Annotated in this window: 18 protein-coding genes; 4 read left to right on the top strand and 14 right to left on the bottom strand. The window is 40.2% G+C overall.

Annotated elements, in window-relative coordinates:
* Window positions 1–38: 38 nt before the first annotated feature.
* From AC106S_RS06035 to AC106S_RS06010, 6 genes are all read right to left on the bottom strand, one after another.
* Window positions 39–851, bottom strand: coding sequence for a hypothetical protein (locus AC106S_RS06035; protein ID WP_482438182.1), 813 nt, complete (start codon window positions 849–851; stop codon window positions 39–41).
* Window positions 852–1,714: 863 nt separating this feature from the next.
* Entirely contained in the window at window positions 1,715–2,347 is a 633-nt protein-coding gene (locus AC106S_RS06030; protein ID WP_482438181.1) for a hypothetical protein, read from the bottom strand.
* A gap of 10 nt (window positions 2,348–2,357) precedes the next feature.
* A complete protein-coding gene (locus tag AC106S_RS06025; protein ID WP_482438180.1) occupies window positions 2,358–3,068 on the bottom strand; it encodes a hypothetical protein in 711 nt (236 codons plus the stop codon).
* Window positions 3,069–3,093: 25 nt separating this feature from the next.
* Window positions 3,094–5,217, bottom strand: coding sequence for a cation:proton antiporter (locus AC106S_RS06020; RefSeq protein ID WP_482438179.1), 2,124 nt, complete (start codon window positions 5,215–5,217; stop codon window positions 3,094–3,096).
* An 8-nt stretch (window positions 5,218–5,225) separates the two neighbouring features.
* Window positions 5,226–5,798, bottom strand: coding sequence for a hypothetical protein (locus tag AC106S_RS06015; RefSeq protein ID WP_482438178.1), 573 nt, complete (start codon window positions 5,796–5,798; stop codon window positions 5,226–5,228).
* A 348-nt stretch (window positions 5,799–6,146) separates the two neighbouring features.
* The gene (locus AC106S_RS06010; protein WP_482438177.1) at window positions 6,147–7,070 is read right to left on the bottom strand and encodes a DMT family transporter; all 924 of its coding nucleotides are present in this window, start codon (window positions 7,068–7,070) and stop codon (window positions 6,147–6,149) included.
* A gap of 244 nt (window positions 7,071–7,314) precedes the next feature.
* Here AC106S_RS06010 and purE point away from each other — a divergent pair, with 244 nt between their 5' ends.
* On the top strand, window positions 7,315–7,818 hold the full coding sequence (gene purE, locus AC106S_RS06005) for a 5-(carboxyamino)imidazole ribonucleotide mutase (RefSeq protein ID WP_482438176.1): 504 nt from the start codon (window positions 7,315–7,317) through the stop codon (window positions 7,816–7,818).
* A 156-nt stretch (window positions 7,819–7,974) separates the two neighbouring features.
* On the opposite strand, the gene AC106S_RS06000 is transcribed toward purE, so the two are convergent.
* From AC106S_RS06000 to ahcY, 4 genes are all read right to left on the bottom strand, one after another.
* Window positions 7,975–9,639 (bottom strand): BspA family leucine-rich repeat surface protein, encoded by a 1,665-nt coding sequence (locus tag AC106S_RS06000; protein ID WP_482438175.1) that lies wholly within the window; start codon window positions 9,637–9,639, stop codon window positions 7,975–7,977.
* Between the two features lie 140 nt (window positions 9,640–9,779).
* Window positions 9,780–10,172 (bottom strand): inner membrane protein YiaA, encoded by a 393-nt coding sequence (yiaA, locus tag AC106S_RS05995; protein ID WP_062696574.1) that lies wholly within the window; start codon window positions 10,170–10,172, stop codon window positions 9,780–9,782.
* 345 nt (window positions 10,173–10,517) lie between these two features.
* Window positions 10,518–11,309, bottom strand: a complete 792-nt coding sequence (locus AC106S_RS05990; protein WP_482438174.1) for a hypothetical protein — start codon at window positions 11,307–11,309, stop codon at window positions 10,518–10,520.
* A gap of 99 nt (window positions 11,310–11,408) precedes the next feature.
* The gene (gene ahcY / locus AC106S_RS05985) at window positions 11,409–12,722 is read right to left on the bottom strand and encodes an adenosylhomocysteinase (RefSeq protein ID WP_482438173.1); all 1,314 of its coding nucleotides are present in this window, start codon (window positions 12,720–12,722) and stop codon (window positions 11,409–11,411) included.
* A 167-nt stretch (window positions 12,723–12,889) separates the two neighbouring features.
* Between ahcY and AC106S_RS05980 the strand changes: the two genes are divergently transcribed.
* Together AC106S_RS05980 and AC106S_RS05975 are read left to right on the top strand one after the other, a co-directional pair.
* Entirely contained in the window at window positions 12,890–13,420 is a 531-nt protein-coding gene (locus tag AC106S_RS05980; protein WP_482438172.1) for a pyridoxamine 5'-phosphate oxidase family protein, read from the top strand.
* A 171-nt stretch (window positions 13,421–13,591) separates the two neighbouring features.
* Entirely contained in the window at window positions 13,592–14,206 is a 615-nt protein-coding gene (locus AC106S_RS05975) for a 4'-phosphopantetheinyl transferase superfamily protein (RefSeq protein ID WP_482438171.1), read from the top strand.
* On the opposite strand, the gene AC106S_RS05970 is transcribed toward AC106S_RS05975, so the two are convergent.
* The 4 genes from AC106S_RS05970 to porU form a co-directional block, all read right to left on the bottom strand.
* Window positions 14,141–14,917 carry a hypothetical protein gene (locus AC106S_RS05970; protein ID WP_482438170.1) on the bottom strand — a complete coding sequence of 259 codons (777 nt, stop codon included), beginning with the start codon at window positions 14,915–14,917 and terminating at the stop codon, window positions 14,141–14,143. The two genes, AC106S_RS05975 and AC106S_RS05970, sit on opposite strands and share 66 nt — an antisense overlap.
* 75 nt (window positions 14,918–14,992) lie before the next feature.
* Window positions 14,993–17,251 (bottom strand): FUSC family protein, encoded by a 2,259-nt coding sequence (locus AC106S_RS05965; protein ID WP_482438169.1) that lies wholly within the window; start codon window positions 17,249–17,251, stop codon window positions 14,993–14,995.
* Between the two features lie 237 nt (window positions 17,252–17,488).
* Window positions 17,489–18,652: a type IX secretion system outer membrane channel protein PorV gene (gene porV / locus AC106S_RS05960; protein WP_482438168.1), complete on the bottom strand. Its 1,164-nt coding sequence runs from the start codon at window positions 18,650–18,652 to the stop codon at window positions 17,489–17,491.
* Window positions 18,653–18,712: 60 nt separating this feature from the next.
* Window positions 18,713–22,615 carry a type IX secretion system sortase PorU gene (gene porU, locus AC106S_RS05955; RefSeq protein ID WP_482438167.1) on the bottom strand — a complete coding sequence of 1,301 codons (3,903 nt, stop codon included), beginning with the start codon at window positions 22,613–22,615 and terminating at the stop codon, window positions 18,713–18,715.
* A gap of 164 nt (window positions 22,616–22,779) precedes the next feature.
* Here porU and gldJ point away from each other — a divergent pair, with 164 nt between their 5' ends.
* Window positions 22,780–24,381, top strand: a complete 1,602-nt coding sequence (gene gldJ / locus AC106S_RS05950) for a gliding motility lipoprotein GldJ (RefSeq protein ID WP_482438166.1) — start codon at window positions 22,780–22,782, stop codon at window positions 24,379–24,381.

Below are 24,381 nucleotides of genomic sequence, written 5' to 3'. Positions count from 1 at the left end.
CAGTTTGGATAAATAGAATTCGTTTTTAAAGATCAAATTTAAGGTTCCTTCGTTTTCTCCAGAGAATCTTTTTTATAATTATAGGTCATATAGGTGCCCAGTGCAGGTGAATAGACAGAAAACTCCTCCATCTTTGTCAGTGGTGCATACAGCTTAAATGTACAGATATCAGTAGCCGAAATAAACGGACTGGTCCTTAAATGGCTGTGGGTAGCTTTGACAGAAGTAGCTCCGTTTTTCAATTGGGTAATTGCAGGAATTAATCTTGAGTGAAACCTTTGGTGTGAAAGAATTTTACCCTCCCGGTCTGTAATGAATAAATAATCATTTCCAAATGGAATAATCCCATTCTGAGAGGTTCCGGGAATTAAATATACCTTATACTTATCATTCTGCGGAAGAATAATAACATTCAGATTATAACCTTCAGGAACACCTACCTCATATTTGGGATCGGATAGCTGTGGAATGACCGTGTTTCGTACTTTATTGATACCTGCTTCCGTTTCATTAAGATTTCTCTGCCGGAAATTCTCTTTTACAGGTTTTGTTCCATTGTTTTTAAAAGAATATTCCGCAATAACAAGACTTTGATCTCTGTTCAGAAAAACCGATTTTACTGTGTCATGAACTTTATACGTGAGATAAGCGCCCACAGACCCGTGTACTGATCTGTTTTGGCTGATGAGATCCCCGGAATGCCATGATGCATTTTCAAGAGAAAATAAAAGGTTTCCTTCTGTTTTGATGGAATCCAGTTTCTGTTTCATTTCCTGATCAGAATATTTTTTTTCCTGAGCAGAAATAAGTACCGACATTATGATCAGAAGAATTCCGGCGATCTGTTTCATAGGTTATTTTTTGTGGACTAAAATACAAAAATTGATGATAAAAGATAAATTTTCTATGGTAGGGAAGATTCAATGATGGGTGCGTTTAAATGTATTGTTTTATCAATGGTACTTAAATCCCTGCGTGTTGCGGATACAGATTAAATTTTTCAAAGGATCTCAGATTACACAGATTTTCTTGTTGGATTAAAGCTAAAGGCTGCAAGGATTTTAATTATTCTGATGTTTTTAGGGCGCAAGAAAATCGAAGATTTTCAGCAATTTTTTAGAACTGTGATCAATTATTTTAAAAATTAAAACAGCCGAAAGCTAATCCACCGCTTCATCGAATCAACGGAGTTGATTCTGTTCTCTGCCTTCTAAAATCTATGGCATTCATCATCAGACTTTGCGTTTCAAAAATTAAACACAAAGTTTTATGTAAGAGATTTTTTGATTTTGAGAGAGTAAAGAAAGGCGACTTTGTCGCTGATGAAGCTTTTGGCTAAAACGCGCACTTCATCAAATCAACGGAGTTGATTCTGTTCTCTGCCCTCTAAAATCTACGGCATTCATCATCAGACTTTGCGTTTCAAAAATTAAACACAAAGTTTTATGTAAGAGATTTTTTGATTTTGAGAGAGTAAAGAAAGGCGACTTTGTCGTTGATGAAGTTTGTGGCTAAACGTGCGCTTCATCGAATCAACGGAGTTGATTCTGTTCTCTGCCCTCTAAAATCTACGGCATTCATCATCAGACTTTGCGTTTCAAAAAATTAAACACAAAGAATATAAGGTTTTGCGTTTCCAAAAAACAGCAATATTTTAATCCTGGAAACATTCTGTTGATGAAATTTATTTTATTACCCAGCCTGCGGACCCAGCCTATTTAAAATCTTTTTCATCCACCTTTTCAAAAATCTTCTTCTGTTCATTCCATACAAAAGCATGGTAATAGACGCTTTCGGCTTCAGGAGATTCCCGGCAGATACCGGCAATAAAAAGCCTGCTGTCTGCATCAAAAACAGCCCTGTCATCCGCAAACAGGCATGAGGTTTCTTCTCCAAGCGGAAGCCCGTAAATTTTTCCGTCGCGCACATCCATCATCATTCCCATAATACAGCTCGTTCCGCACCCGAAAATAACCGTGATATAATAGCTGGCAAAATCGGGGGTTCCCGCTGCATAAGCTTCCCTGATCCTTGTTCTGAAATTATAAAAACCTTCATCTTCAGAGAAATCCAGTTTTGCTTTTTTGGTGAATTTATAATTAGCTGAAGGGAATTTCTCAAAATGAAAACCAGCAGTTAACGTATCAGCCTCCATTTTCGATTCCTGAAAAGATTTACTTTCAATTTTCTTTATATTGGCCGTATCTGGCATTTCTGCGGGCTGTTCTGTCGCTAAAGTATCTGTTACAGAAGATACGGGACTCCCGTTTTTAACAGGTTCTTTTTTCTCTTTACACGAAAATAAAATAAAAGCGAACAGCGGGATTAATAATTTGATGATTTTCATGGTTTATTTTTTAGAATGGCATAATCACTGTTTTTCCTTTATATTTCCCTTTTTCTATCCGGAAAAGCACCACATATCCTCCGGCTCCGTCCGAATTGACCATGCTGATATACAGCGTTTCATTTTCTGCATCAAAATAGCATTCGGCAAATTCCGTATTGATGTTGAAGAGGTTTTCTGTCTCTGTTGACGGAATTTCAACCGTATGGTTTCCGATTCTGGCGGTAACAGATCGATAACGGGTCTGAGGAATGGTTCCATCGGTACCCCAGGCCGGTTTTCCTTTGTACAGGTCTTCTGTCTGAATTTCCCGGCTGCTCGAAGAAAAATACTTTTTATTCTCCTTATACTTGAAAGGTTCGGCAGTAATCTCCACTTTAATGTTCTCTGATGCAAAAACAGCTTTATGCTGATTCGCGGAAACGCGGGGTACCGGTGTAAAAGATTCTATATACCTTACCCTGGAATGGTAAACATATCCGGAAAGCAGATTTCCGGTTTTATCGGGATAATCTGCCATCAGCCAGTTTTTACTGCTTTCATCGCGGTCATAGACGTAAATAATTTCTCCCGAATTAACCTTTCCCGCAATAGCACTCTTGGCATCTGCACTTTTTCTGATGTTCACATAACCGTCCCGGTCTGCTATTTTAGCGAACTGTGCCAAAGAATACTGAAAGCTTAAAACGGCTGCCAGAAGTATTGTTTTCTTTGTTTTCAATGATTAAATTTAAAATGAAGTATAACTATTTAAAAATTTTCTGAATCACATTTCCTATTTCCACAAAATCACCATGATTTCCTACTGAACGGATTTCCGGGCTGTTTTTGTCAAATTCCGAGAACGGAAAGATCAGAAGATAATTGTTATCATTCAAATACCGGTTCAATAATTCAGGAATAAGTCTCATCTGAGGAATATAAGATTGCATACCTCTTTTTGCCATGAACAGAATCAGGGCTTCATCATCTTTCAGCCGGGTGGCTGTTCTCTCACCGTCCTGCCATGTATTCATAATGATAAATTCGGCTTCTATATTGGCTTTTTTAATGATCTTCTGCAGAATATCCAGGATGTTTTCAGGGGCATAGAAGATCATAGTGGCTCCGGAATTTCTGGCAATATTCCACACCCTCAAAAGAGCATGGAAGAATCCGGCTTCTTTGTGGGCATTTTCAGGGATCATCACGGCATATTTCCTGATGGTGGAAAGAGGCTGGGCTGCATGGTATACCAGAACATTCACATCATCATTCTGAAGATACCCGTTATACAGATTATAAACGAAAGAAGGCGAAAATCCTTTTTCATCTTCCAGCCCGATGATCAGGTCGGTAATATCCTGCTCTTTGATCACATTATTCACACCGTTGATAACGTCATTGTCATAACGTTTTAAAGTCTGCATTTTAACGTCAGCCGCGGCCGCAGCATCAGCGGCCTGGTGGAGTAGTTTTTCGGCATTTTTCACCGAAGATTCATTTTTGTCTTCATTGATGACATTCAGAGCAAAGAGATCTTCCGTATTGGAGTGGGCCTTGATCAGGATTCCCAGATTCACCATTCTATCCACGGTATTTTCATGGTTAACGGCCAGAAGTATATTTTCTTCTTCGTGGGTATTGCCGGAAACCGTATCTTCATTATCGCTTTCTGCTATTTTCTGGGCACTTGCCAGTGAGATAAAGGATGAAATGGTACATGAAACGAGGATCAGAAGAATGCTGCCGTTCAGGACGTGCTCATTCAGCAGTCTTACCGGTTCTCCGGCTTCGGTTTCGGAAAGGATAATATTATAACCCACCATTACAGAGGCCAGCGTTGCCGCAGCAGAGGCGGAACTCAATCCGAAGATCAGTTTTCCCTCTTCTTTGGAAAGCCTGAATGTTTTCTGGGTAGCTACTGCCGAAAGGTATTTCCCCCCGATAGAGGCAACAAGCATGATTCCTGCTGCTTCAAGGGTTTCCCAGCTTTTAAAAAATACTTTAAAATCGATCAGCATTCCCACGCTGATCAGGAAAAACGGGATAAAAATTGCATTTCCTACAAATTCCACCCGGTTCATCAGCGATGAGGTATGAGGAATAAGCCTGTTTAAAGCCAGTCCTGCGAAAAATGCCCCGATAATGGCTTCCACTCCGGCCAGTTCAGCCAGCATGGCGGCCAGATAGATCATCACAAGTACAAAGATATACTGGGAGATCTTGTCGTCCACTTTTTTGAAGAACCACCGTCCGATAATGGGAAATATGATCAGAACAATTAATGCAAATACGATAAAGGAGACAGACAGTCTGAGCCAGAATTCCGTTCCTACGTCTCCCTGTGACATTCCTACAATTACGGCGAGTACCAGAAGCGCAAGAATATCTGTGATCATTGTTCCGCCAACCGTAATATTAACGGCTTTATTCTTTGCAATTCCCAGTTTACTCACCAGCGGATAGGCAATAAGCGTGTGGGAAGAGAAAAGGCTGGCAAAGAGAATGGAGGTCAGCATGGAGAAGTGGAGGATGTAATATCCTCCCAGGTATCCGAGTACAAAAGGAACGGTAAAGGTGTAAATCCCGAAAGTCAGGCTTTTCCATTTGTTCTTTTTGAAATCGCCCATATCAATTTCCAGTCCGGCCAGGAACATGATGTAAAGAAGTCCCGTGGTTCCGGTAACCACAATGCTGCTGTCTCTGGCAAGCACGTTGAAACCGTTAGGCCCGATGACGGCTCCGGCAATAATAAGCCCCAGAAGGTGAGGAACTTTAATTTTATTCAGCAGCAGCGGAGCTGCAAGAATGATAACCAGTACCAACAGGAATTTCAATACCGGATCTTCTATTGGAAAACTCAGATTGTGTATACTCAGTAAAATCATAAGTGTTTTTATTTGGTGGAACGTACGAGCTCTACGGAAAACTTGGCGGTACAGCCGTTGTCGGAAGTAACGGTTCGTGTTCCTTTGATCTTGTTATCGGAAATATCATTGAGAATAACGTTCATTTCCACATATTTTTTGGCCGTAGAATCGGTTTTGAAAGAAAGTCTGATCTCGTTGTTTTCAAATTTCCCGGAATACAGTCTCACAAGGTTATTATTGTTAATAATCTTGGTCACAGGCTGAGTGGGGTCGTTATCGAATTCCCAGAGGTCTGTACGCTGGTCACCCACTACATAATCGCTGCAATTGGATTCTGTACAGATTACTTTTCCGTTCCATGGTCCTGATATTTCTTCCGGCCATACAACCGCTTTTATCTCCGTGGAATCTTTTTTGGAAAAAATACTGTCCTTCATTTTCAGGAGCGCCTGGTATTCAGATTCTTTCTGTGCGAATAATTTTTCTTTTTCAAGCAGTTGCTTTTCTCTTTCCGTAAGGTTTTTTTCCTTTTCCTTGTAATCACAGCTTACCAGAAGAAAGCAAACAGCGGCGAGTAAAAAAAATGTGTTTTTAAGCATATATGTGGATTGGAGTATACAAGATAAGAAAAAATATAAAAACAGGAAAATATTGCTTTCCACAGGAGATAAAATAATTCTGCAGGATTTTCATTCAGTTGCCCGCCGTTAGTGGAATAATGGAAGAGATCATATTTCCGGCTGCCATATCGGTAAGAATTACAGATAAGTATTGGGGGAATTTTTTTTTGATTTTGTCGCGTTTTACTGAAAGTATTTCCGACTGACCCCGCAAATTTCAAGGATTTTTATTGATGTTTTTCCCGCAGATTACGCTGATTGAGCAGATCTTTGAATTTAAATCTAAAGTATAAAAATTATTGCAGTTAAAATACAGGGGGACAGATTTCAGGTGTTGGCTTTCAGGGATTCTGTTTTTGCTTTTCTGAACATTCCGGGTTTGTAATTGATGATAAAAACCCCGCAGATGATCAGGGCAGCAGCGATGATAAATTTAAACGAGATCTGTTCATCCATAATCAGCCAGCCGAGAAATATAGCAATAATGGTGTTGATATAAGCCAGGATGGAAACCTGTACCGGAGAAATCTTGGTGAGCGCATAATGAAATGCAAAAAAAGCAGCTACGGAGCCGAAAACAGCAAGGTAGAGCATCGCCGAAATACTTTTTAAGGTCCAGTTCCCGAAGTTATAGTTTTCTGAAAAAAGAAAAGCGAACCCAATCTGAACAATTCCGGCAAACAGAAACTGATAGAAAAGATTCAGGGTGATATTTCCGCTCTGAATATTGAGTTTTTTTGTAAATATGGTACCTGATGCCCATCCTGAAATAGCACAGAAAAGAAAGATCATTCCCATTCTGTAACCGGGGTTGGCAAGATCCTGTATACCGTCCCAGAAGATGAAAAGGATTCCGCTGAAACACATCAGTACTCCGGCAAAAGCCCGCAGACTGAATTTTTGCAGGCCTACGGCTACACTTCCCAGAAAAACCAGGATAGGAGAGCATGCACTGATAAGTGATGCCAGACTGCTGGAAACGGTTTCTTCCGCTACGGTGGTCATCCCGTTGGCAACAACCAGCATTAACAGGGAAAAAACAACCTGATAGCCCAGGCTTTTCCATCCGATCCATTTGAACTCTTTTTTTGAAAGAAGAACAAAGAGCATTATAACAGCAGCAAGAAACTGCCGGATTCCCGCTACAAACCAGGCAGGAATTGTTTCTACCGCTACACGGATCGCCAAAAATGTAGTTCCCCATACAATAGCAACGGTAAGAACAGCAAAAATGAGTTTGTAATCTTTCAAGATAAACAGGATATAACAGGCAAATTTATCGGTTTTAAAATAAACAGAACGGGTACAGTTGGGATAATTTCCGGTGATACAGATGAGAAGTGAATGAAAGATGATGAGGTGCGGGGATTAATATATAAATATAAAGAGCAGCAAAATGATGTCTTTACTTTCATCTTCAGGTTTCCACCTTCCATCTAAAATTTTAACAGGAGGTTAAAATTCTTTATCTTTGGCCATCTAATAAAAATTGAAAATGGTAGGAATTATTATGGGCAGCCAGAGCGATCTGCCAATCATGGAACAGTCCGCAAATTTTTTAAAAAGTCTGGATATTCCCTATGAACTGACGGTGGTTTCTGCCCACAGAACACCGGAAAGAATGTTCGATTATGCGCAGAAGGCAAAAGAAAGAGGTCTGAAAGTAATTATTGCAGGAGCAGGCGGAGCTGCCCATCTTCCGGGAATGGTCGCCAGCTGTACAACACTTCCTGTGATCGGGGTTCCTATCCTGTCAAGCAATTCCATAGACGGATGGGATTCCGTATTGTCTATTCTTCAGATGCCGGGTGGAATTCCCGTAGCAACGGTTGCGTTAAACGGTGCCCTGAATGCCGGAATTTTAGCGGCCAAAATATTAGGAAGCGCCGATGCCGGAGTAGCTGAAAATCTTCAGAAATACCAGGATTCCCTGAAAGATAAAGTATTGGGAACAGTAGATGATATTAAGGCGAAACATCCCAACCATTACGATCTGTAACCCTTCATTATACAAAAACCGCTTTATTTCTGATAAGGCGGTTTTTTTGTAACGGTATATCTGTACTTTCCGAAGTATCATGGGGTACCGGTTTATTTTGAAATCCTTATAAAAGCAAAACCCCTGCAGTCTCTATGAAGGCAGGGGTTTTCTGATTTATTTTTTGATGAATTTCAGGTTCTGCACCTTATCTTTGGACTGGAGCTGTACCATATAACTTCCCGGAACCAGGGTCTGAATGTTGATCTGCCCGTCTGATAATGCTCCTTTTAACAGGGTTCTGCCGGACATATCGGAAATTGTATAGCTTTTTGCATCCGAATTTTTAATGTATATAATATCTCTGGCAGGATTTGGATAAATCCCTGCTTCCTGACTGATTGTTACATCGGAAACTCCGAGTCTTGGCGAGCATTCTCCATCGTAGGTGTCCCCGGTAATAGTCCAGTTTTTATTGGTAATTAATAAGTTTCTTGCACTTACTGCCCCTGAGCCGGAGTATACGAGGGGAGCAGCTGATGATATATCAATATTACCTGCAATTAAAGGGTTCTGAGCCCAGCCGGAGAGTGTGGCATCATAATTCTGGCAGTTCAGCCCTGAATTTCTCAGCATATTGCCGGCAAACACCAGAGAATTGAGTTCCCATTTTCCTAAGTTCTGGTTAAAGTCTGTGGCATTGTCAAACATACCGCTTATATCTTTTACCAACTTTACATCCCATTTGCCAATATTCTGATTGAATTTTTTAGCATTACTGAACATATTCTGCATATACACTACTTTGGATACATCCCACTCCGAAATATTACTGTTGAAATTTTCTGCGGAATAAAACATACCGTATATCATTTTTACATTGCCTGTGTCCCAGCTGCTCAGATCCTGATTGAAAGCTTTGGCATTAAGAAACATAAAATTCATTTCAATCATTTTTGAAGTATCCCAGTTTCCTATCGGCTGGTTAAATTTTACAGCATTCCCAAACATAAGTTCGGCATCGAGATTGCCGGACATATCCCAGTTCCCGATAGGCTGATTGAAGGCCTGGGCATTTTGAAACATAGCATTGGTTTCCACAACTTTAGAAGTGTTCCAGTTCCCGATAGGCTGATTGAAATTCATTGCCATGAGAAACATGATTCCCATTGAGGTAACATTGGACGTATCCCAATCCCCGATAGGCTGGTTGAAGAGATAACAGCCTGAAAAAGTCCCTGTTAAGCTCGTTACACGGGAAGTATTCCAGCTATTCATCGTGGGATTTCCAATCAGGCCGGAGCAGTTTAAAAACATAAAAGACATGTCGGTTACATTGGAAAAGTCCGGAATATCCGTAGCGGTTACATTTAAAGCCCTGCATTCTGAAAATGCATTTTTCATGGAGGACCAGCTGATATTTCCCCATTGTTCAATTCTCAGGATTTTCTGATTATCCCCGGCAAGACTGTTGACGCCTGAAGAATCAGGAGCTATAAATCCTATCCTGCTGAAACTTCCGTTTCCGTTGCTTATTTTTACGCGGTAGGTAGCCTGGGCGGGATCAGGGTTTAAGGGAGTTCCGAAATCGATCAGAACACGATATTCGGACGTTACATCCGTTAAAGTTGCATTATGGGAAGGGTAGCCTATTTCTTCCCAATAGATGGTATAGTCTGTGCCTGTTCCGGGGAACCAGATCCGGGTATTCCCGGAACTGTCGGGACTTCCGGGGCTGTTAGACGGAAGACTGGGATTCCAGACTGTAATGAATTCGTTTTGAGCTTTGACTGCCTGAAACAGCAGGATGAAAAAGATAAATGGTATTAGTTTTTTGTGCATATCATGGTTTTGTGAGATAAAAATAGTGAAAATGAATTAAATGTTATTTTTTTTAATTGCAAATGAAGATATTACGGTGTTTTTAGAGAATTGGCATAACTGTATAAAAAAACTCCTCAGAGGTCTGAAGAGTTGCTGTATTATTCCTGAAGCATATTGTCTCTTGTATTTTTCTGGACGGCAATAGCGCCAAAAAGGGCAAGGAGAAATGCAAATGCATAAAAACCTTTTTCGCTGGGAAGTATGGTTGCATTCCAGAGTCCGATAGCCAGTAATACGATGGAGGACAGGGTAGCAAACCAGCAGATTCCGTAATAGATATCCGTTACCGGAATATTTTCCAGTCTGTCCCGGACAGCTTTCTGAAGAGAAACAACGGCAAACAGGCCGTATAGCAGGATGGTAAAGTAATATCCTTTCTCATTCAGCTGCATTTCTGCCCGTGCAAGACCTACGATAAAGCCGATCATTCCTGCTCCCAATGCTACCCACGATGCCGCGACGAATGCATTCGATACTCTTTGTTTTTTCATAGTAATATGTTTTTGATGGGTTAAATATATTCATTTTTTTATGAACCTTGCTATAACAGGGAGAAATATAGGAGAAATACGGATAAAATGCCGAAACGGGAATAAAGCTTTTTATTTCTGTGAAAAGAAAATTTTTGACTAAAACCGGGGAATTTCTTTCTGACAGAAGAGCAAATATTTAAATTCCGGCTGTTTCCCTAGCCCTGATAGCAGCGGTTACCCCACAGCAGGAACCGGAACACCGGCGGGAATGGTGTGGGAAGCCGTGGCGCGAGGAGTATGAGCGGATAGCAGGAACAGCTTCTGAAAAAAAACTCCCCGGAAACCGGAGAGCCTGATCAGATATTATTGTACTATATATTCATAGCTGTACTGAACGGAAGGACTTCCGTTGGCTTCTTTCCCGGTAACCTGAACGGGAAATCCCGCATTGTTGTACTGTATGCTGTAAGTGGTGGTCTGGCTTTGGTTCCAGCTGCCGTCACTGTTTTTAAAGCTTACCCTGTCTGTTGTATAGTTGTTTTTACTTAAAGTATAGGCCCTTTCCATCATGATCTTCAGGTACCTGTTGATATGGGTGTACGGATTGGGTCTGTCATCATAGGAAAAATCGCTTTTGTAGCTGTAACTTATTGTTCCTCCGATTACGGAAGTTTCCGTCGAAATATTGTCGCCATTATAGGTATAGGAAACAGTATCCGGGTGAGAGCAGTCTTCTGTCTGGCAAAGGGTAGAAGAGGTAAGCTGGCCGTTGGAATTATAGGTATATTTTGATGTTCTGTTTAGATTAGGATTTGTATAAACGGCTTTGATACCGGTCAGAAGATCTCCGGTATAGCTGAAGACGGTATAGTATTCCAGCTCCTGAGCGGCATTGTAATAATTGGCTTTTACCGGTTTGCCGTTGTTGTATTCGAAAGTGGTGGCTCTTTCTCCGGAATGTGTTTTGATGAGTTCTCCCTGGTTGTTATATTCAAGGGTCTGTACCACAGTTTCAGGCTGAGTAGGATTGTCGTAATAAACGGTGGTTATTTTATGCAACAGTAATTTTTGCTCAGGTGTATTGGTGTCTTCACTGCTGCAGCTGCTGAAAAGTGCCGCAGAGCCCATCAATCCCAGGAATAAGAAGTTCTTCATATTATTTTTTAGGGGCAAAAATAGCAAATGCCACGGCTGCGGGCCATAAAAAATCCCACTATTTCTGAATAGTGGGATAATATCATATTTTGCAGGATCTTAATATCTGTAATATTCCGGTTTGAAAGGTCCTTTTACGTCTACTCCGATGTATTCTGCCTGTTCAGGAGAAAGGGTTTCAAGCTCTACGCTTAATTTTTTAAGGTGTAAAGCCGCTACTTTCTCATCCAGGTGCTTAGGAAGCATGTATACTTCGTTTCCGTAAGCAGCAGAGTTGTTCCATAATTCGATCTGAGCCAGAGTCTGGTTAGAGAAAGAGTTGGACATTACGAAGCTCGGGTGCCCTGTTGCACATCCTAAGTTTACCAGTCTTCCTTCTGCAAGGATGATGATCTCTTTTCCTTCTACATTGTAGATGTCTACCTGAGGTTTCACTTCAGATTTGGTGTGACCGTAGTTTTTGTTTAACCAGGCCATATCGATTTCGTTATCGAAGTGTCCAATGTTACAAACGATAGCCTTATCTTTCATTTTAAGGAAGTGTTCTCCTCTTACGATATTGAAGTTACCGGTTGTTGTGATGATGATATCTGCGTTATCTACCACAGTATCCAGTCTTTTTACTTCATAACCGTCCATAGCAGCCTGAAGTGCACAGATCGGGTCGATTTCCGTAACGGTAACGATAGAACCGGCTCCTCTGAATGATGCAGCGGTACCTTTACCTACATCTCCGTATCCGCAAACTACCACTCTTTTTCCGGCAAGCATTACGTCCGTAGCTCTTCTTACCGCATCTACTGCAGATTCTTTACATCCGTATTTGTTGTCGAATTTAGACTTGGTTACCGAATCGTTTACGTTGATGGCAGGCATTACCAGGGTTCCGTTTTTCATTCTTTCGTACAGCCTGTGTACTCCGGTGGTGGTTTCTTCAGAAAGCCCTTTGATATCTTTTGTGAATTCAGGGTATTTGTCGAAAACCATATTCGTTAAATCTCCACCGTCATCAAGGATCATATTCAGTGGCTTTCTGTCTTCCCCGAAGAATAAAGTCTGCTCAATACACCAGTCAAATTCTTCAGCATTCAGACCTTTCCATGCATAAACAGGGATTCCGGCAGCAGCGATAGCGGCGGCGGCGTGATCCTGAGTAGAGAAAATATTACATGATGACCAGGTAACTTCAGCTCCTAAGGCTACCAGCGTCTCGATAAGCACAGCCGTCTGGATCGTCATGTGAAGACATCCTGCTATTCTTGCTCCTTTAAGCGGCTGAGACGGTCCGTATTCTTCACGGATAGCCATCAGACCCGGCATTTCTGCTTCTGCAAGGGTAATTTCTTTTCTTCCCCATTCTGCAAGGGAGATATCCTTAACTTTATAAGGAACGTATTGTGTTGTAGTACTCATATGTAATGAATAGTTTTTAAATTCAAGTGATAACGAAGTGCAAAATTACAATTAATAATTAAGATATAAAAACACAGATCGGCGACAGATTTTATGAGATTATACAGGGCTTAAAATTATTTAGTCTTAATATAAATAACTATTTTTACCTGATAAATCAATATATTATGGATCATAACAATACACAGAACGATGCACAGAGAAAAGCAAAACCTGTTGCTCCAAAAGTAAAAGAGCTGATCGGCAGGTCGAAGAGCGTTATTTTAGCTACGGCAGATGCGGAAGGAAACCCCAATGCCAGCTATGCTCCTTTTGTACAGGTGGGTAACAGCTTTTATATCCTGGTGTCTTTTATGGCAAAACATACCAGAAATCTGGCGGACGGAAGAACAGCGTCAGTGATGTTTATTGAAGATGAATCGGCAACGAAACAGATCTATGCCCGCGAACGTTTAACGGTTGAAGCAGCCGTTTCCCAGACAGAAAGGGATTCTGAAATATGGAATGAAGTTGTTGCCGGGCTTAAAGAAGCTCACGGTAAAGTAGTGGACGTTATTTCTGAAATGGGAGATTTTATTCTTATCCGGTTGCAGCCGGTAAAAGGTTCTTATGTAAACGGATTCGGAAGCGCCTATTTTGTAGATGAAAACCTGGAAATCCGGGAGCACAGAAACGATGCAAACCATCAGTCTAAATAAATAAGAAAGGGAGCTGGAAGAGAGAAGCAGGGAGTTTATACCTGCTGAGATTGGTAAAAAACCTGTCTCTGAACAGATTTTATGATGAAGCCTGCATTGGTGGTCCGGACAAATGGCACTTTTTCCTCCATCTCCCATCCTTTTTTCGTATTTTTGCAGAATAAAAAAGCAATGCCCCTTTACCGAGATTTTTCAGATGATAATGCCACCATTCTTGTATGGAAATATGATGAGAATGAAGAACTGAATATTCATGAACTTCTGGAGCCGGAAAATGCTGAAAAAGTAAAGGATTACCACCCCAAAAAGCTTCAGGAAGTCCTGATGGTCCGCAAACTTCTGAAAGGTCTGAAGCCTCATTCCAAAATCCTGTACAAAGAAAGGGAACCCTTTTTATCTCCCAAAGATGCCGAAATTTCTATCACACATTCTTTTCCCTTTGCAGCCATTGCTGTTTCCAAAAATAAAATAGGTATTGATATTGAAAAATTCAATCCGAAAATACTGAGGGTCATTGATAAATTCACCTATGAGAATGAAAGGGGATTTATTCCGGCAGATAAAGCAGATACGTTTTATACCATTATCTGGAGTGTAAAGGAAAGCATGTACAAGATCCATCATTCCAAATACTGGTCTCTGAAGAAAAATTATGAAGTGAAACCTTTTGAGCTGAAACACCTTCATAAAATAAGCTGCAGGGTGTACGACGATCAGTTTTCAGATGAATTCAAGGCAAGGGTGGAGTTTTTTGATGATTACTGCTTTACGATTGTAGAGGAATAGCTGATTTTCTTTTGGATCAACTGTCTTATTGAAACTAAATGCCCAAAAGCAATTTACCGGAACAACAAAGGTAGGAAGCCAGTTGAATGGAAAATATAAAATGGCTATGTTGGGTTGATCAAATCCTAATTTCTGTAACGGAGATGGTGCAGATAAGAAAGCTATTATCACTATGTTGATCAGCAATGCCAGACTGATGATATTCCACCATAAAACTAAATTTATACTTATTTTTGATTTACTGATTCCGTAATAAGCAATAAATGGTGCTGTAATACCTGCTATTATATCAAAGTTTATCCCTTCAAAAGTCATCAGTTCCGGAATAACTTTATGTAAGAACAACCAATACAGTACGATTTCTACAAAAAACCTTATTATATTGATATAAGTAATGGATAAAAGCGGAAGGCTGTCAATGAACAATTTACCTTTCTTTGTACTAAAAAGCAGTATAATAACAAAAACCGGTGGAAGAATACCCAATAATACAATTTTTGGAGGAAGAGAATTCAAATGGGTGCTATAAACATGATTCAGGGCTAAGAAGGCCTGGATAACCAACCAAACGATGAGTGCGGGAAAAATAATATGGGTATTTGATTTTACTATTTTTAAATCTGCCTCTTTAATTGCTCTTCGAAACAAGAGTAGAGTAATTAATGTGATGATCCCGAAAATAAACGAAATATATAAAGGTAAGTTTTCCATGATTGATTTTTAACTAAAAATATCATAATCAGTCAAAAAACAAATTACCCTAAGACAAGAAATCTTAAAAAAGAATTATTCAGCTTCATCTCCCTTCTCCGCTTTATATTTTTCAATCACTTTCCGCTGTTCTTTAGCAACATCATAGATCAGCTCCAGAATGTCATGAATATTTTTAAGTTCCGTTAAATGAGATATTTTGTCGGGATCTCTCCGGTCGATAATATCATTTTCCTCAATCTCGGTTTTTCTTTTCATCAGCATATCTTCAATAGAGGAATCTTCCGGTTCAAGGCGGCTTTCCATTTTGAGGGTTTCGGTGATGTCGTTTCCATTGAGCAGGGCAGAGGTCTGCTGCATTTCGGCTTCAATCTTTCTGCTCCAGCTTTCGGAATCTATTTCCGGGTATTGTTCTTTGCTTTTAGCATATTGGGAAAGAGAGGCGGTATAAGCTGTAATCAGATGAGAGGTAGCCACAAACTGATGAACCACTTCCAGTTTTTTCTGCTGGTTTTTAGGATCCGAGATCATCCGCTGAAAATTATCAGAAAGATTGGCCAGTGAAATGATCGCGTTTTTCCTTTTTATTTTATAATCTTCAATATCGAAATCTCCCTGCAGGAATTTGGATATTACACTCTGGAAATAGATGAGGTTATCTGCGGCAGATTTCTTCATCAGATCAAGATTCTGGGTATGCTCCCATACAGGCAGAACAATATAAGACACGGCAAAAGCAATGATTCCGGCAATGGCTGTATCCAGTACCCTGTCTTTGAAGATGATATTTACTTTTCCGGGATTTAAGAAGTTGAAACTCAGAAAAACATAAATGGTCATAAATAATACCGCCCAGAAGTAACGCCCTTTTAAAAAGCTGAAACACATGATCATACTGATCAGCAGGATGGCAAACAGGACCCCGTTAATATGAATGAAATGCAGAATGATATACGCAATGGTGGCCCCTACAACCGTTCCGTAAAGACGGAGAAGATTCCGCTGTTTGGTAATGGAGTAGGCCGGTTTTAAAATAGCGGTTATGGTAATTAATATCCAATAGGTATGTCCCAGTCCCAGAAAATCAAACATAGAGAAAAGGTAACCAAGCAGCAAAGCTGTTGTAATTCTTATCGCATGACGGAAATGGGAGGATGATAATGAAATATTATTCCTTAAAACCTTAGAATTAAGTTTCGGTTCATTCGGCATGAACTTTTTCAGATCCAGTCCCGTAGATAAACTCTTGGCCAGTTTTACATTCTGGGAAAATACTTTGTAGATCTCGCTGATTTCTTTGGTGATCTCGTTGATGCGCATCAGGATCTGCCGCAGAATCATGAAGTTTTCAAGGCTGTCGGGCGATAATTGTTTGTTTCTTAGTTCAAAATAATTAAAATTAAGATTTTTCAATTCAAGCTCCAGATTAAACATGGGCTTTGCTCTTGTTCCGCTCTGAAGGGATATCCCGATATTGGTAATTTCTTCAGCCAGAAGGTTGAGGTAATCATGAATATTAACTAAGATCATGCTGTCTTCAAAACTCAGCTGAAGTTTCTGATAATCGCTTTCAGAGGTCATCAGTTTTTCATGAAGGTCCATTGAATTCAGAAACATCAGCATCAGAAGGCGGCTCGTTGTTGTAGATTCATTAACGATCGTTCTGGTCTTAAAAACAGTTTCTCTTGTTTCTTCCTGAAGATTTTTGATTTCAATCTGTTTGGCAATAACCTGAGTGGTCAGTTTATCAAAATCAGGATTCTTCTGATAATAATTGGCTTTGATCTTTAAAAATTCAGCAAGCTGAAGATAATTTTCACCGATCATCTGACCTGCCAGTTTGTACGGACGGATTGTGGTGACCACAAGAAATATGAGCAGGAACCATATACAGCCACTGGTAAAGATCAGTAAACTTTTAAGGATATCACTTCCTGTAAGGTGTCCGTCTATAAAGATGGCAAGAACCACCAGAGAGAGTGAACCTACCGCAGCCAGCCGCTGCCCGTAAACACCAATCAGGGAGAAAAACATCCCGAAAACAATGATCTCAAGAAGAACCAGAATTTTAATATTCATTACCAGGCTGGCAATCAGCGCTACCAATACAAAGCAGCAGATGGCGAATGCCAGCGCATTCCTTCTTCTGATAAAAGGACCTGGCTGGTCAGTAAGAGCTACGAAACTGGTTCCCAGTGGGAACAGGAAATATTCTTTTAAAATGCCGAAATGAGCGAGAACCAGACAGGGCAGAACGGTGGCCAGTGTAATTCTGATCGCAGAATATACATATTGGCTGGTAACGAATTTTTTAAGTTCTGCTGAATAATTCATACTGCAAAAATAAATATTGGAAAAATAAAAAGCCTTATAAAAATAAGACTTTTATGAACTTATTTCAGGCCGTCTGTCATTATATTTTTATCAATTTTGAATTTTGCTTCACTGTGAGAAGTGAATGAACTGATTTACAAATCGACAGCGCAGCAAAGTGACTGTTCACTATCGACTTTTCTGCATAAAAAAAGCTGTTTCAAAAATGAGACAGCTTTTTTTATGTGGAAAAATATCTTAATAATCTACATTAGATGTTTCTTCACCAATGTTCCAGGTAAGACCGAAACGAAGGGTGTTATCCAAAGCAGTATTGATTTTTGACATATTGATCAGGTAAGAGATATCCAATCCGAAAGAACGGTATTTTAATCCGATACCGGCAGTTGCATACTGTCTTGCTCCCTGCTCTTCACTTTCGTGGAAATAACCGGTTCTTACAGAAAATGCATTGTCATATGAATATTCCAAAGCTCCGCTGTACATGATGCTGTTCTTGTTTTTGAGTGATTTTGTGATTCCGGCAATAGGACCTACGTTGGGAATCTCATATCTCGGCTGTCTTGTGTTAGGATCTATACCTACATATTCTGATCCCGGAACAAGAATTTTTGAACCTTCTACACTTAAACCGATTCTGTTCATATCATCCAGGTACATATCATATCCAACCCCTAATCTTGCCATAGTAGGAAGGTAAGATCTGGATTCTTCATTTCCTGTGTAATCCAGTTTAGGACCTACATTCTGAATGGCCAAACCTGCATTCACTTTACCTTCATAGCCTCCGAAACTTGAGAATTTAGGAGAAGTATAGTATCCGGAAATATCAACGGCAAAAGAGTTGGCCGGTTTAAGGGTGGTATCGGTGTTGAAACCTCCGGCTAAGTCTGAACGGATAAATCTACCGGTAACAGCTCCTGAGAAAGAGTCGGAAAGCTTCAGGGCATAAGCCACATCAATAGAGAATTCGTTTGGTTTTGAGGTACCCATAGATGCTACTTCAGAACCCACTAACTGGGTAAGGTCCACTTCACCCATATTAAAATAATAAATACTGGCCGAGATGGTAGATCTTTCTTCCTGTCCTAGAAATTTATGGAATGCACCATACAGTAAAAATACATCATTGGTAAGTTTCCCCATGTATGGTGTATAGTTAAGACCTATGGAAGAACTTGTTCTGCTAAAAGGATATTTCGCTGCGTTCCAGAATTGTGAGAAGGCATCAGGTGAAGTAGCAACCCCCTGATCTCCCATACCACCAGCTCTTGCATCCGGTGAAATCCTTAGGAAAGGAGCTCCGGTTAATACTGGATTGATCTTGCCTAAATCCTGCGAGTAGCCCAGAAAACCAGCACTTAAACCAAATCCCAAAAGCAGTTTTGTAGTTAAATTCATATGTTGTCTTTTATATATTATCAGTTTTTTATAAATATTGTTATCTATGTATTATCTAAATTATTTCAAAAGTACCATTTTTTCTACAGCTGTGGCACTTCCTTTGCATTTTTCTTGGTTTTGACTTTTTGCAAATATCTTAAAAATATACGTACCTTTTGCAACAGTTGCCCCAAAATCATCTCTTCCGTCCCATTCTATTGCCTGACGTGGCGTTCTAAAGCCCTGTAGGAACGGTTCTGCAACGACCGGCTGAGATAATGTTCTCACTAATTTTCCGGTGATGGTATAAATCTGAACGTTTACATCCAGAATATCGTCGCAGTTATGCTCAAACTGAATATACGTTTTATTGGTAAAAGGATTCGGCCAGTTCAGCGGTCGGTTAATAACCAGATGCTGATCGGATTCATCCTTAACCTCAAAGTTTAACGTAGCAGTTGTCGAATTATTGTTTATATCCCAAACTTTAAATGTTAATTGGTGTTGTCCGATGGCCAGATTTCTGAAAGGATAGGTTACATTTCCTTTCTGATAGTCGGCCAGGCTTGGGTTTACGCATCCGTTACCTTCTCCCGGAGCGTAGAAATCATTCAGGATTACCGTATTGATAATCTGCCCGTCCAGATACACCGTAATATCATGCCCGACTCCTGATCCGGTAGAGTTGATTCCCGTATCATCCGTAACGCAGGCCAGAAGCATCGGGTTCTGGTTGGTAATCCCTCCATCTGCAAAGTTGGTGTTGTTCATATACAGCCTTACTTTCGGAGGTTCATTATCATTGATTCCGTTCGGATTGAGATCTCCCACCTGTACAGCCTGGTTGTTGAATACATCAGATACCTTATTATCGGCGTATCCTAAAATTCTTCCCTGTCCTACGGCATAATTAATGTCTTTCGGAACATAGAATTCTACGGTAAAGACTCCGTTTACAGCTACTCCGGAAGCTTTAACGATAGCACTTCCTTCTTCGGTATATTCCAGTACAGGCGTTAATACACCGGTATTGTTCAGCGTCTTTTTGTTAAGTCTTTTATCAAAAATATTAATATAAACCCTTCCATTAAAAGTATTGTTGAGGGTTCCGTTCGGATTGTTGATGTGTCCTTTTATTTTTACAAAATCAAGACCTCTGATCAGTCCCGGAACCGGGCTTTCAACATTGTCTATTACAAGCAGTCTCTGAGGTCTGCTTAATTTCATGGCCGGATCTCCGAGGAAATTAACCTTCAAGTGGTCAATACCGGCTGTTTTTTCTTTTTTCGCCGTTAAATGAGCGTATCCCAGCGATGTAAAATCATCATTGGTCAGTTTAAAGATATTCTTGGTATAATAATCCGTAAAGCTGCGTCCGTAATCTACCCCGATTGCACGGCTTGAGGTAATCATAGATGCCGGACCTCCATGTTTTAGTTTCATAAACTGTTCTCCGGCCGAGAATGTTCCCGGCTCATCCCATAAAGTAAATTCACAGGTGATCGTAGATACAAACGGGAATCTGCTGTATACGGAAGAATAGTTATTGGAATTCTGAATCTCGGTAGTGGTCAGTACTCTTTCCTGCGCCCATCCGTTGATACCGCCATGCCCGAAATAGAAGATGTACAGGCTGTTTCCGATATCGTTTGAAATGGCCTGGTTTACCTGCGGATATCTTGTTCCTCCCGCTGTACTCTGAGCCTGAAAAGCATCCAGATAGAGTTTTCTTACGTTATATTCTTTCAGCTCCTGCTGTCCCGGCTGTTCAAATACATCAGACAGGGCAGAATTCATTACATTATGGAAAGGATCACCATTGTCTTTGTCATTATCCACCACGAAATCAAGTTTCATACGCCATTCCCCGAACGGGCTGGACTGTCCCGGAAGCGCGTTGTAATAGGCCAGGGTTTTATTCATCATATCTCCTGCTTCACTCACGTTCGCAGCGGGAATTCTTCCTACCGGAAGGTCCGGCAGATTACCGTCAATGATAGATGAGGTCTGCGGCTGGGTCATTACAATATAATCATCCGTTACAAAGGATCCTACAAAATCGGAAGAATGTTCACTCTGGTAGCTGGAAACAATATTGGAATTGTTGGAGATCCTGTTTTTATAATCAAAAGAAGTGTCTCCGAGTATAAATACATATTTAAGGCTTCCGGCCGGAGTGTTTAATTTGGTTACAAAATCTCTTATCGCGGTAAGATCTCTGCTTCCGCTTCCAAATTCATTATATACTTTATTTACGTCTACAATTTCTACTTTATAATTGTTCTTGGTCTGATGATAGCTTGCCAGTCTCTGAGCCTGTCCCATCATTTCAGGAACAGTAAGGATCAGGTAATCTACATTCTGGAGAGCAGAAAGGTTCTGATTGGCAATTCTTTCAACAAACTGAGGGGAGAAGGCTGCATCTGCACGGAAAGCTACAAATTCATTGTTGAAATTGAGATTGGAAGCCACATAACCGAAATTAAAGCTTCCTGTTCCTGCTTTATTTACCCTTCTGTTGGCATTGGTAATATCCGTAACATCCCATACCTGTTCTAAAGCTCCTGCATTATTGATGCCGAATCCGTAATTGGTATTGGACCCGCTTACGAGAGAGAAATCTCTGAAATTCATCTGCGTTCCGTTAAATGCAAGATTTTCTTTATACTGTACCTCTACATAATCGAAATAGAATGCCCCGTTAGGGTTCATCGTGATATTGGGATTGTAGGTGAAAGTAATCTGGTTACCGCTCAGACCGGTTACCGTATCATCATATCTCAGCGGATAAAAGTCATAATTAAAATCAGGCGTATTACTTGGAACCGACTGAGGGAAAGGATTGGTGTTGTTGATCTTGAATTCAATACTGTTTTTCTGTGCTCTGTATCCAATGACACGGCTCCTGAATCTGATGACATCAGATGCCTGGATCGGGGAACTGAGCGGGAATGTAATGGTCTTTTCAGTAATGAACGGTGTTTCCTCCACCCATATTCTTCCTACTTTCAAAAGGTTTTTCTGGTCATTATTGATGACCTGGTAATTATCATATCTTGTAATCAGAGGAGTGGTGGGCAGATTGGCGTCAATGGTCTGAACCCTTTTTCCCGGGCCTTTGTCAAAATTGATATAATAATAAGAAAAATCTTCGTATATGTTTTTAAGGTTATTGCTTCGGTCTGTACGGGTTTCCGTCCTTTTGAAGCCGTTTCCGTTGGAATTGTCGTATAGGTTGTATCCGTTCGGTCCCTGCGCATAGAAAAGAGCATAATCACCCTCATTCCATACATTGTCATCTTCACCTACTACCTGGATCGCATTTTCCTGAAGAGCACTGTATTTTGTATCCCTGTTGAATTCCGGAAGCATAATTCCTCCGTTTCCATAGATTCTGAAATTCTTGGGATTTACAGAAGAGGGGTTGATCCCGTTATCTCTTAAAAACTGTGCAGTGATTTTGAAAATCCCGGAACGGTCTACCTTGATTTTGTAAAAACCTCCGCTGGAAAGAGGATTGTCTGTGGTTCCTACCTTATTGGCCATTCCTGATCTGAAATCATTGGAAACAGCAGTCTCGGTAAGGTTATATGAAGACAGCCTCTGAACACGTCCTTTTACATTTTTAAATAAGGCAACACTGATTTGGGCATACCTTTCCCCGTCCAGATTATAATACGTCACATTGCCCATATCATAATCAGGAAGACTGTTTTTATCCAGCTCATATAGCTCTTTCCCGGTCACATTTTCCCAGGCAAGATCTGAAACTTTAAGCTGCTTTTCTCCTATCTTTTGTTTGGTTATGATAAAAATGTTATTTTGGCCAAATGAAAAACCTTCATTTTTAAAATTCGGAAGATTTAATTTTGTGTCACCAAAGTCCTGGATTTTGGAACCTTCCCACTCTATGGTTTTCCTTTGGGCCCAAAGCATTGATGCAAAAGAGAATAGAAATAAAAGCGTGATTTTTTGTTTCATGTTTATTATTGAAATTTCTGAATTACAAAATAAATGAAAATTTTAGAATTAAATTGTGATACAATAAAATTAATTTGTTAACGTTTTTCAAAAAAATCAAATGTTTACTTGATTTATTGAATAATTTATTTTTTCTTTGTACTTTGAAAATATTTATATCGACTATGAAAAAACTAAAGTTGTTTTCATTAATAGCATTAAGTTCTACACTTGCATTAACCAGCTGTGGCGGGTCAGGAACCAGCAAAGGAGGCGGTACCAAAAAATTTGTCAGCAAGACAGGTTGGAAACCAAACGAAAAACAGGGTTGGTTTTTTGCAGGAAAGCAACAAAAGCAGAAAGGTTGGCCGGGAATGGTATATGTAGAAGGTGGAACTTTTACAATGGGATTAGTGAAAGATGATGTTATGCACGATTGGAACAATACACCACGCAGAATGCAGGTAAGTTCGTTCTTTATCGGAGAAACTGAGATTACTAACTACGAATACCGCGAATACCTTACATGGTTGAAGTATGTATTCCCACCGAGCGATCCTAGCTTTAAGGAAATCTATAACGGTGCCTTGCCGGATACCTTATTGTGGGACAACAAATTAGCTAGAAACGATTATAATGAAACTTATCTGCGTTCCCCGGAATTCGATTACTACCCCGTAGTAGGCGTTAGCTGGACTCAGGCAAACAGATATTGTGAATGGCTTTCAGACAGAGCTAATGAAAAAGCTTTGATGCAGGCCGGTATTATTGCAAAAGATTTGTACATCAACGAATCTAATAACCAGGGTGGAACTGCTTTCAATATGGATAAATTCAAATCGAATGATCCTGAAATGCAGGGGTACATCAATGAGAAAAGAATGCAGCAGAAAAGTGGTATGAAGACTACCAACCAGAGACTTCTTGCTGCCAACAGAGCTCCAAATGCTTCTATGGTTCAGAAATTCAGACTTCCGACAGAAGTTGAATGGGAATATGCAGCATTGGGAATGGCTAAAAACAGAGAATATAACCAATACATGGGCAAAAAACCTCAGATTGAAAGATTAAGAGGAACCAAAGGAAGAGACAGAGGAATGTTCCTTGAAAACTTCAAAATGGGTAAAGGTGACTATTCCGGTCTTCCAGGATGGAAAAACGACGGATCTGCACAGACTTCAGATGTGAGACAATATCCTTCCAACGATTTAGGAATCTATGGAATGTACGGTAACGTTTCCGAATGGACTGCCGATGTTTACAGACCAATTATTGACGAAGACTTCAGCGATTTCAATTATTACAGAGGAAATATGCCTCAGGCTATTGTAAGAAACGGTGACGGAACTTACAAAATGATTGAAGAAGGAACCATCAAGTATGATACCTTAGCTGACGGAAGATTAGTATACAAAGGACTTCCGGGACAGTTTGAAAGAGAAACCATTGCTGATTACAGAAACTTCAGAGACGGAGACAGACAGTCTTCTCTTGAATATTACAGAGCTTCAGACTCAGCCGCTTCATTTGATATGTACAATTCTCCGAAAACAAGATTTATTGTAGATGCCAATGGAAAAGTGAAAATGCAGAAAGACGCCAAAGACAGAACTTCAGCAATTTCTAACGAAGTTAGAGTAGTAAAAGGAGGTTCTTGGATGGATACTGCGTACTGGCTGGATCCGGGACAGAGAAGATATAAGAATCAGGGAAGAGCTTTTGGTTGGATCGGTTTCCGTGTTGCACAGGATGCCAGAGCTAATGATAAAGGTAGAACTAGAAGATAA

Source organism: Chryseobacterium sp. FR054, from assembly GCF_056844565.1.
This window is presented reverse-complemented; position numbering and strand designations above follow the sequence as displayed.

What these genes read in the sequence shown, in the direction of transcription:
- AC106S_RS06035 (WP_482438182.1), bottom strand. Translation starts at nt 851, where the DNA reads ATGAAACAGATCGCCGGAATTCTTCTGATCATAATGTCGGTACTTATT.
- AC106S_RS06030 (WP_482438181.1), bottom strand. Translation starts at nt 2,347, where the DNA reads ATGAAAATCATCAAATTATTAATCCCGCTGTTCGCTTTTATTTTATTT.
- AC106S_RS06020 (WP_482438179.1), bottom strand. Translation starts at nt 5,217, where the DNA reads ATGATTTTACTGAGTATACACAATCTGAGTTTTCCAATAGAAGATCCG.
- AC106S_RS06015 (WP_482438178.1), bottom strand. Translation starts at nt 5,798, where the DNA reads ATGCTTAAAAACACATTTTTTTTACTCGCCGCTGTTTGCTTTCTTCTG.
- purE (WP_482438176.1), top strand. Translation starts at nt 7,315, where the DNA reads ATGGTAGGAATTATTATGGGCAGCCAGAGCGATCTGCCAATCATGGAA.
- AC106S_RS06000 (WP_482438175.1), bottom strand. Translation starts at nt 9,639, where the DNA reads ATGCACAAAAAACTAATACCATTTATCTTTTTCATCCTGCTGTTTCAG.
- yiaA (WP_062696574.1), bottom strand. Translation starts at nt 10,172, where the DNA reads ATGAAAAAACAAAGAGTATCGAATGCATTCGTCGCGGCATCGTGGGTA.
- AC106S_RS05990 (WP_482438174.1), bottom strand. Translation starts at nt 11,309, where the DNA reads ATGAAGAACTTCTTATTCCTGGGATTGATGGGCTCTGCGGCACTTTTC.
- ahcY (WP_482438173.1), bottom strand. Translation starts at nt 12,722, where the DNA reads ATGAGTACTACAACACAATACGTTCCTTATAAAGTTAAGGATATCTCC.
- AC106S_RS05980 (WP_482438172.1), top strand. Translation starts at nt 12,890, where the DNA reads ATGGATCATAACAATACACAGAACGATGCACAGAGAAAAGCAAAACCT.
- AC106S_RS05975 (WP_482438171.1), top strand. Translation starts at nt 13,592, where the DNA reads ATGCCCCTTTACCGAGATTTTTCAGATGATAATGCCACCATTCTTGTA.
- AC106S_RS05970 (WP_482438170.1), bottom strand. Translation starts at nt 14,917, where the DNA reads ATGGAAAACTTACCTTTATATATTTCGTTTATTTTCGGGATCATCACA.
- AC106S_RS05965 (WP_482438169.1), bottom strand. Translation starts at nt 17,251, where the DNA reads ATGAATTATTCAGCAGAACTTAAAAAATTCGTTACCAGCCAATATGTA.
- porV (WP_482438168.1), bottom strand. Translation starts at nt 18,652, where the DNA reads ATGAATTTAACTACAAAACTGCTTTTGGGATTTGGTTTAAGTGCTGGT.
- porU (WP_482438167.1), bottom strand. Translation starts at nt 22,615, where the DNA reads ATGAAACAAAAAATCACGCTTTTATTTCTATTCTCTTTTGCATCAATG.
- gldJ (WP_482438166.1), top strand. Translation starts at nt 22,780, where the DNA reads ATGAAAAAACTAAAGTTGTTTTCATTAATAGCATTAAGTTCTACACTT.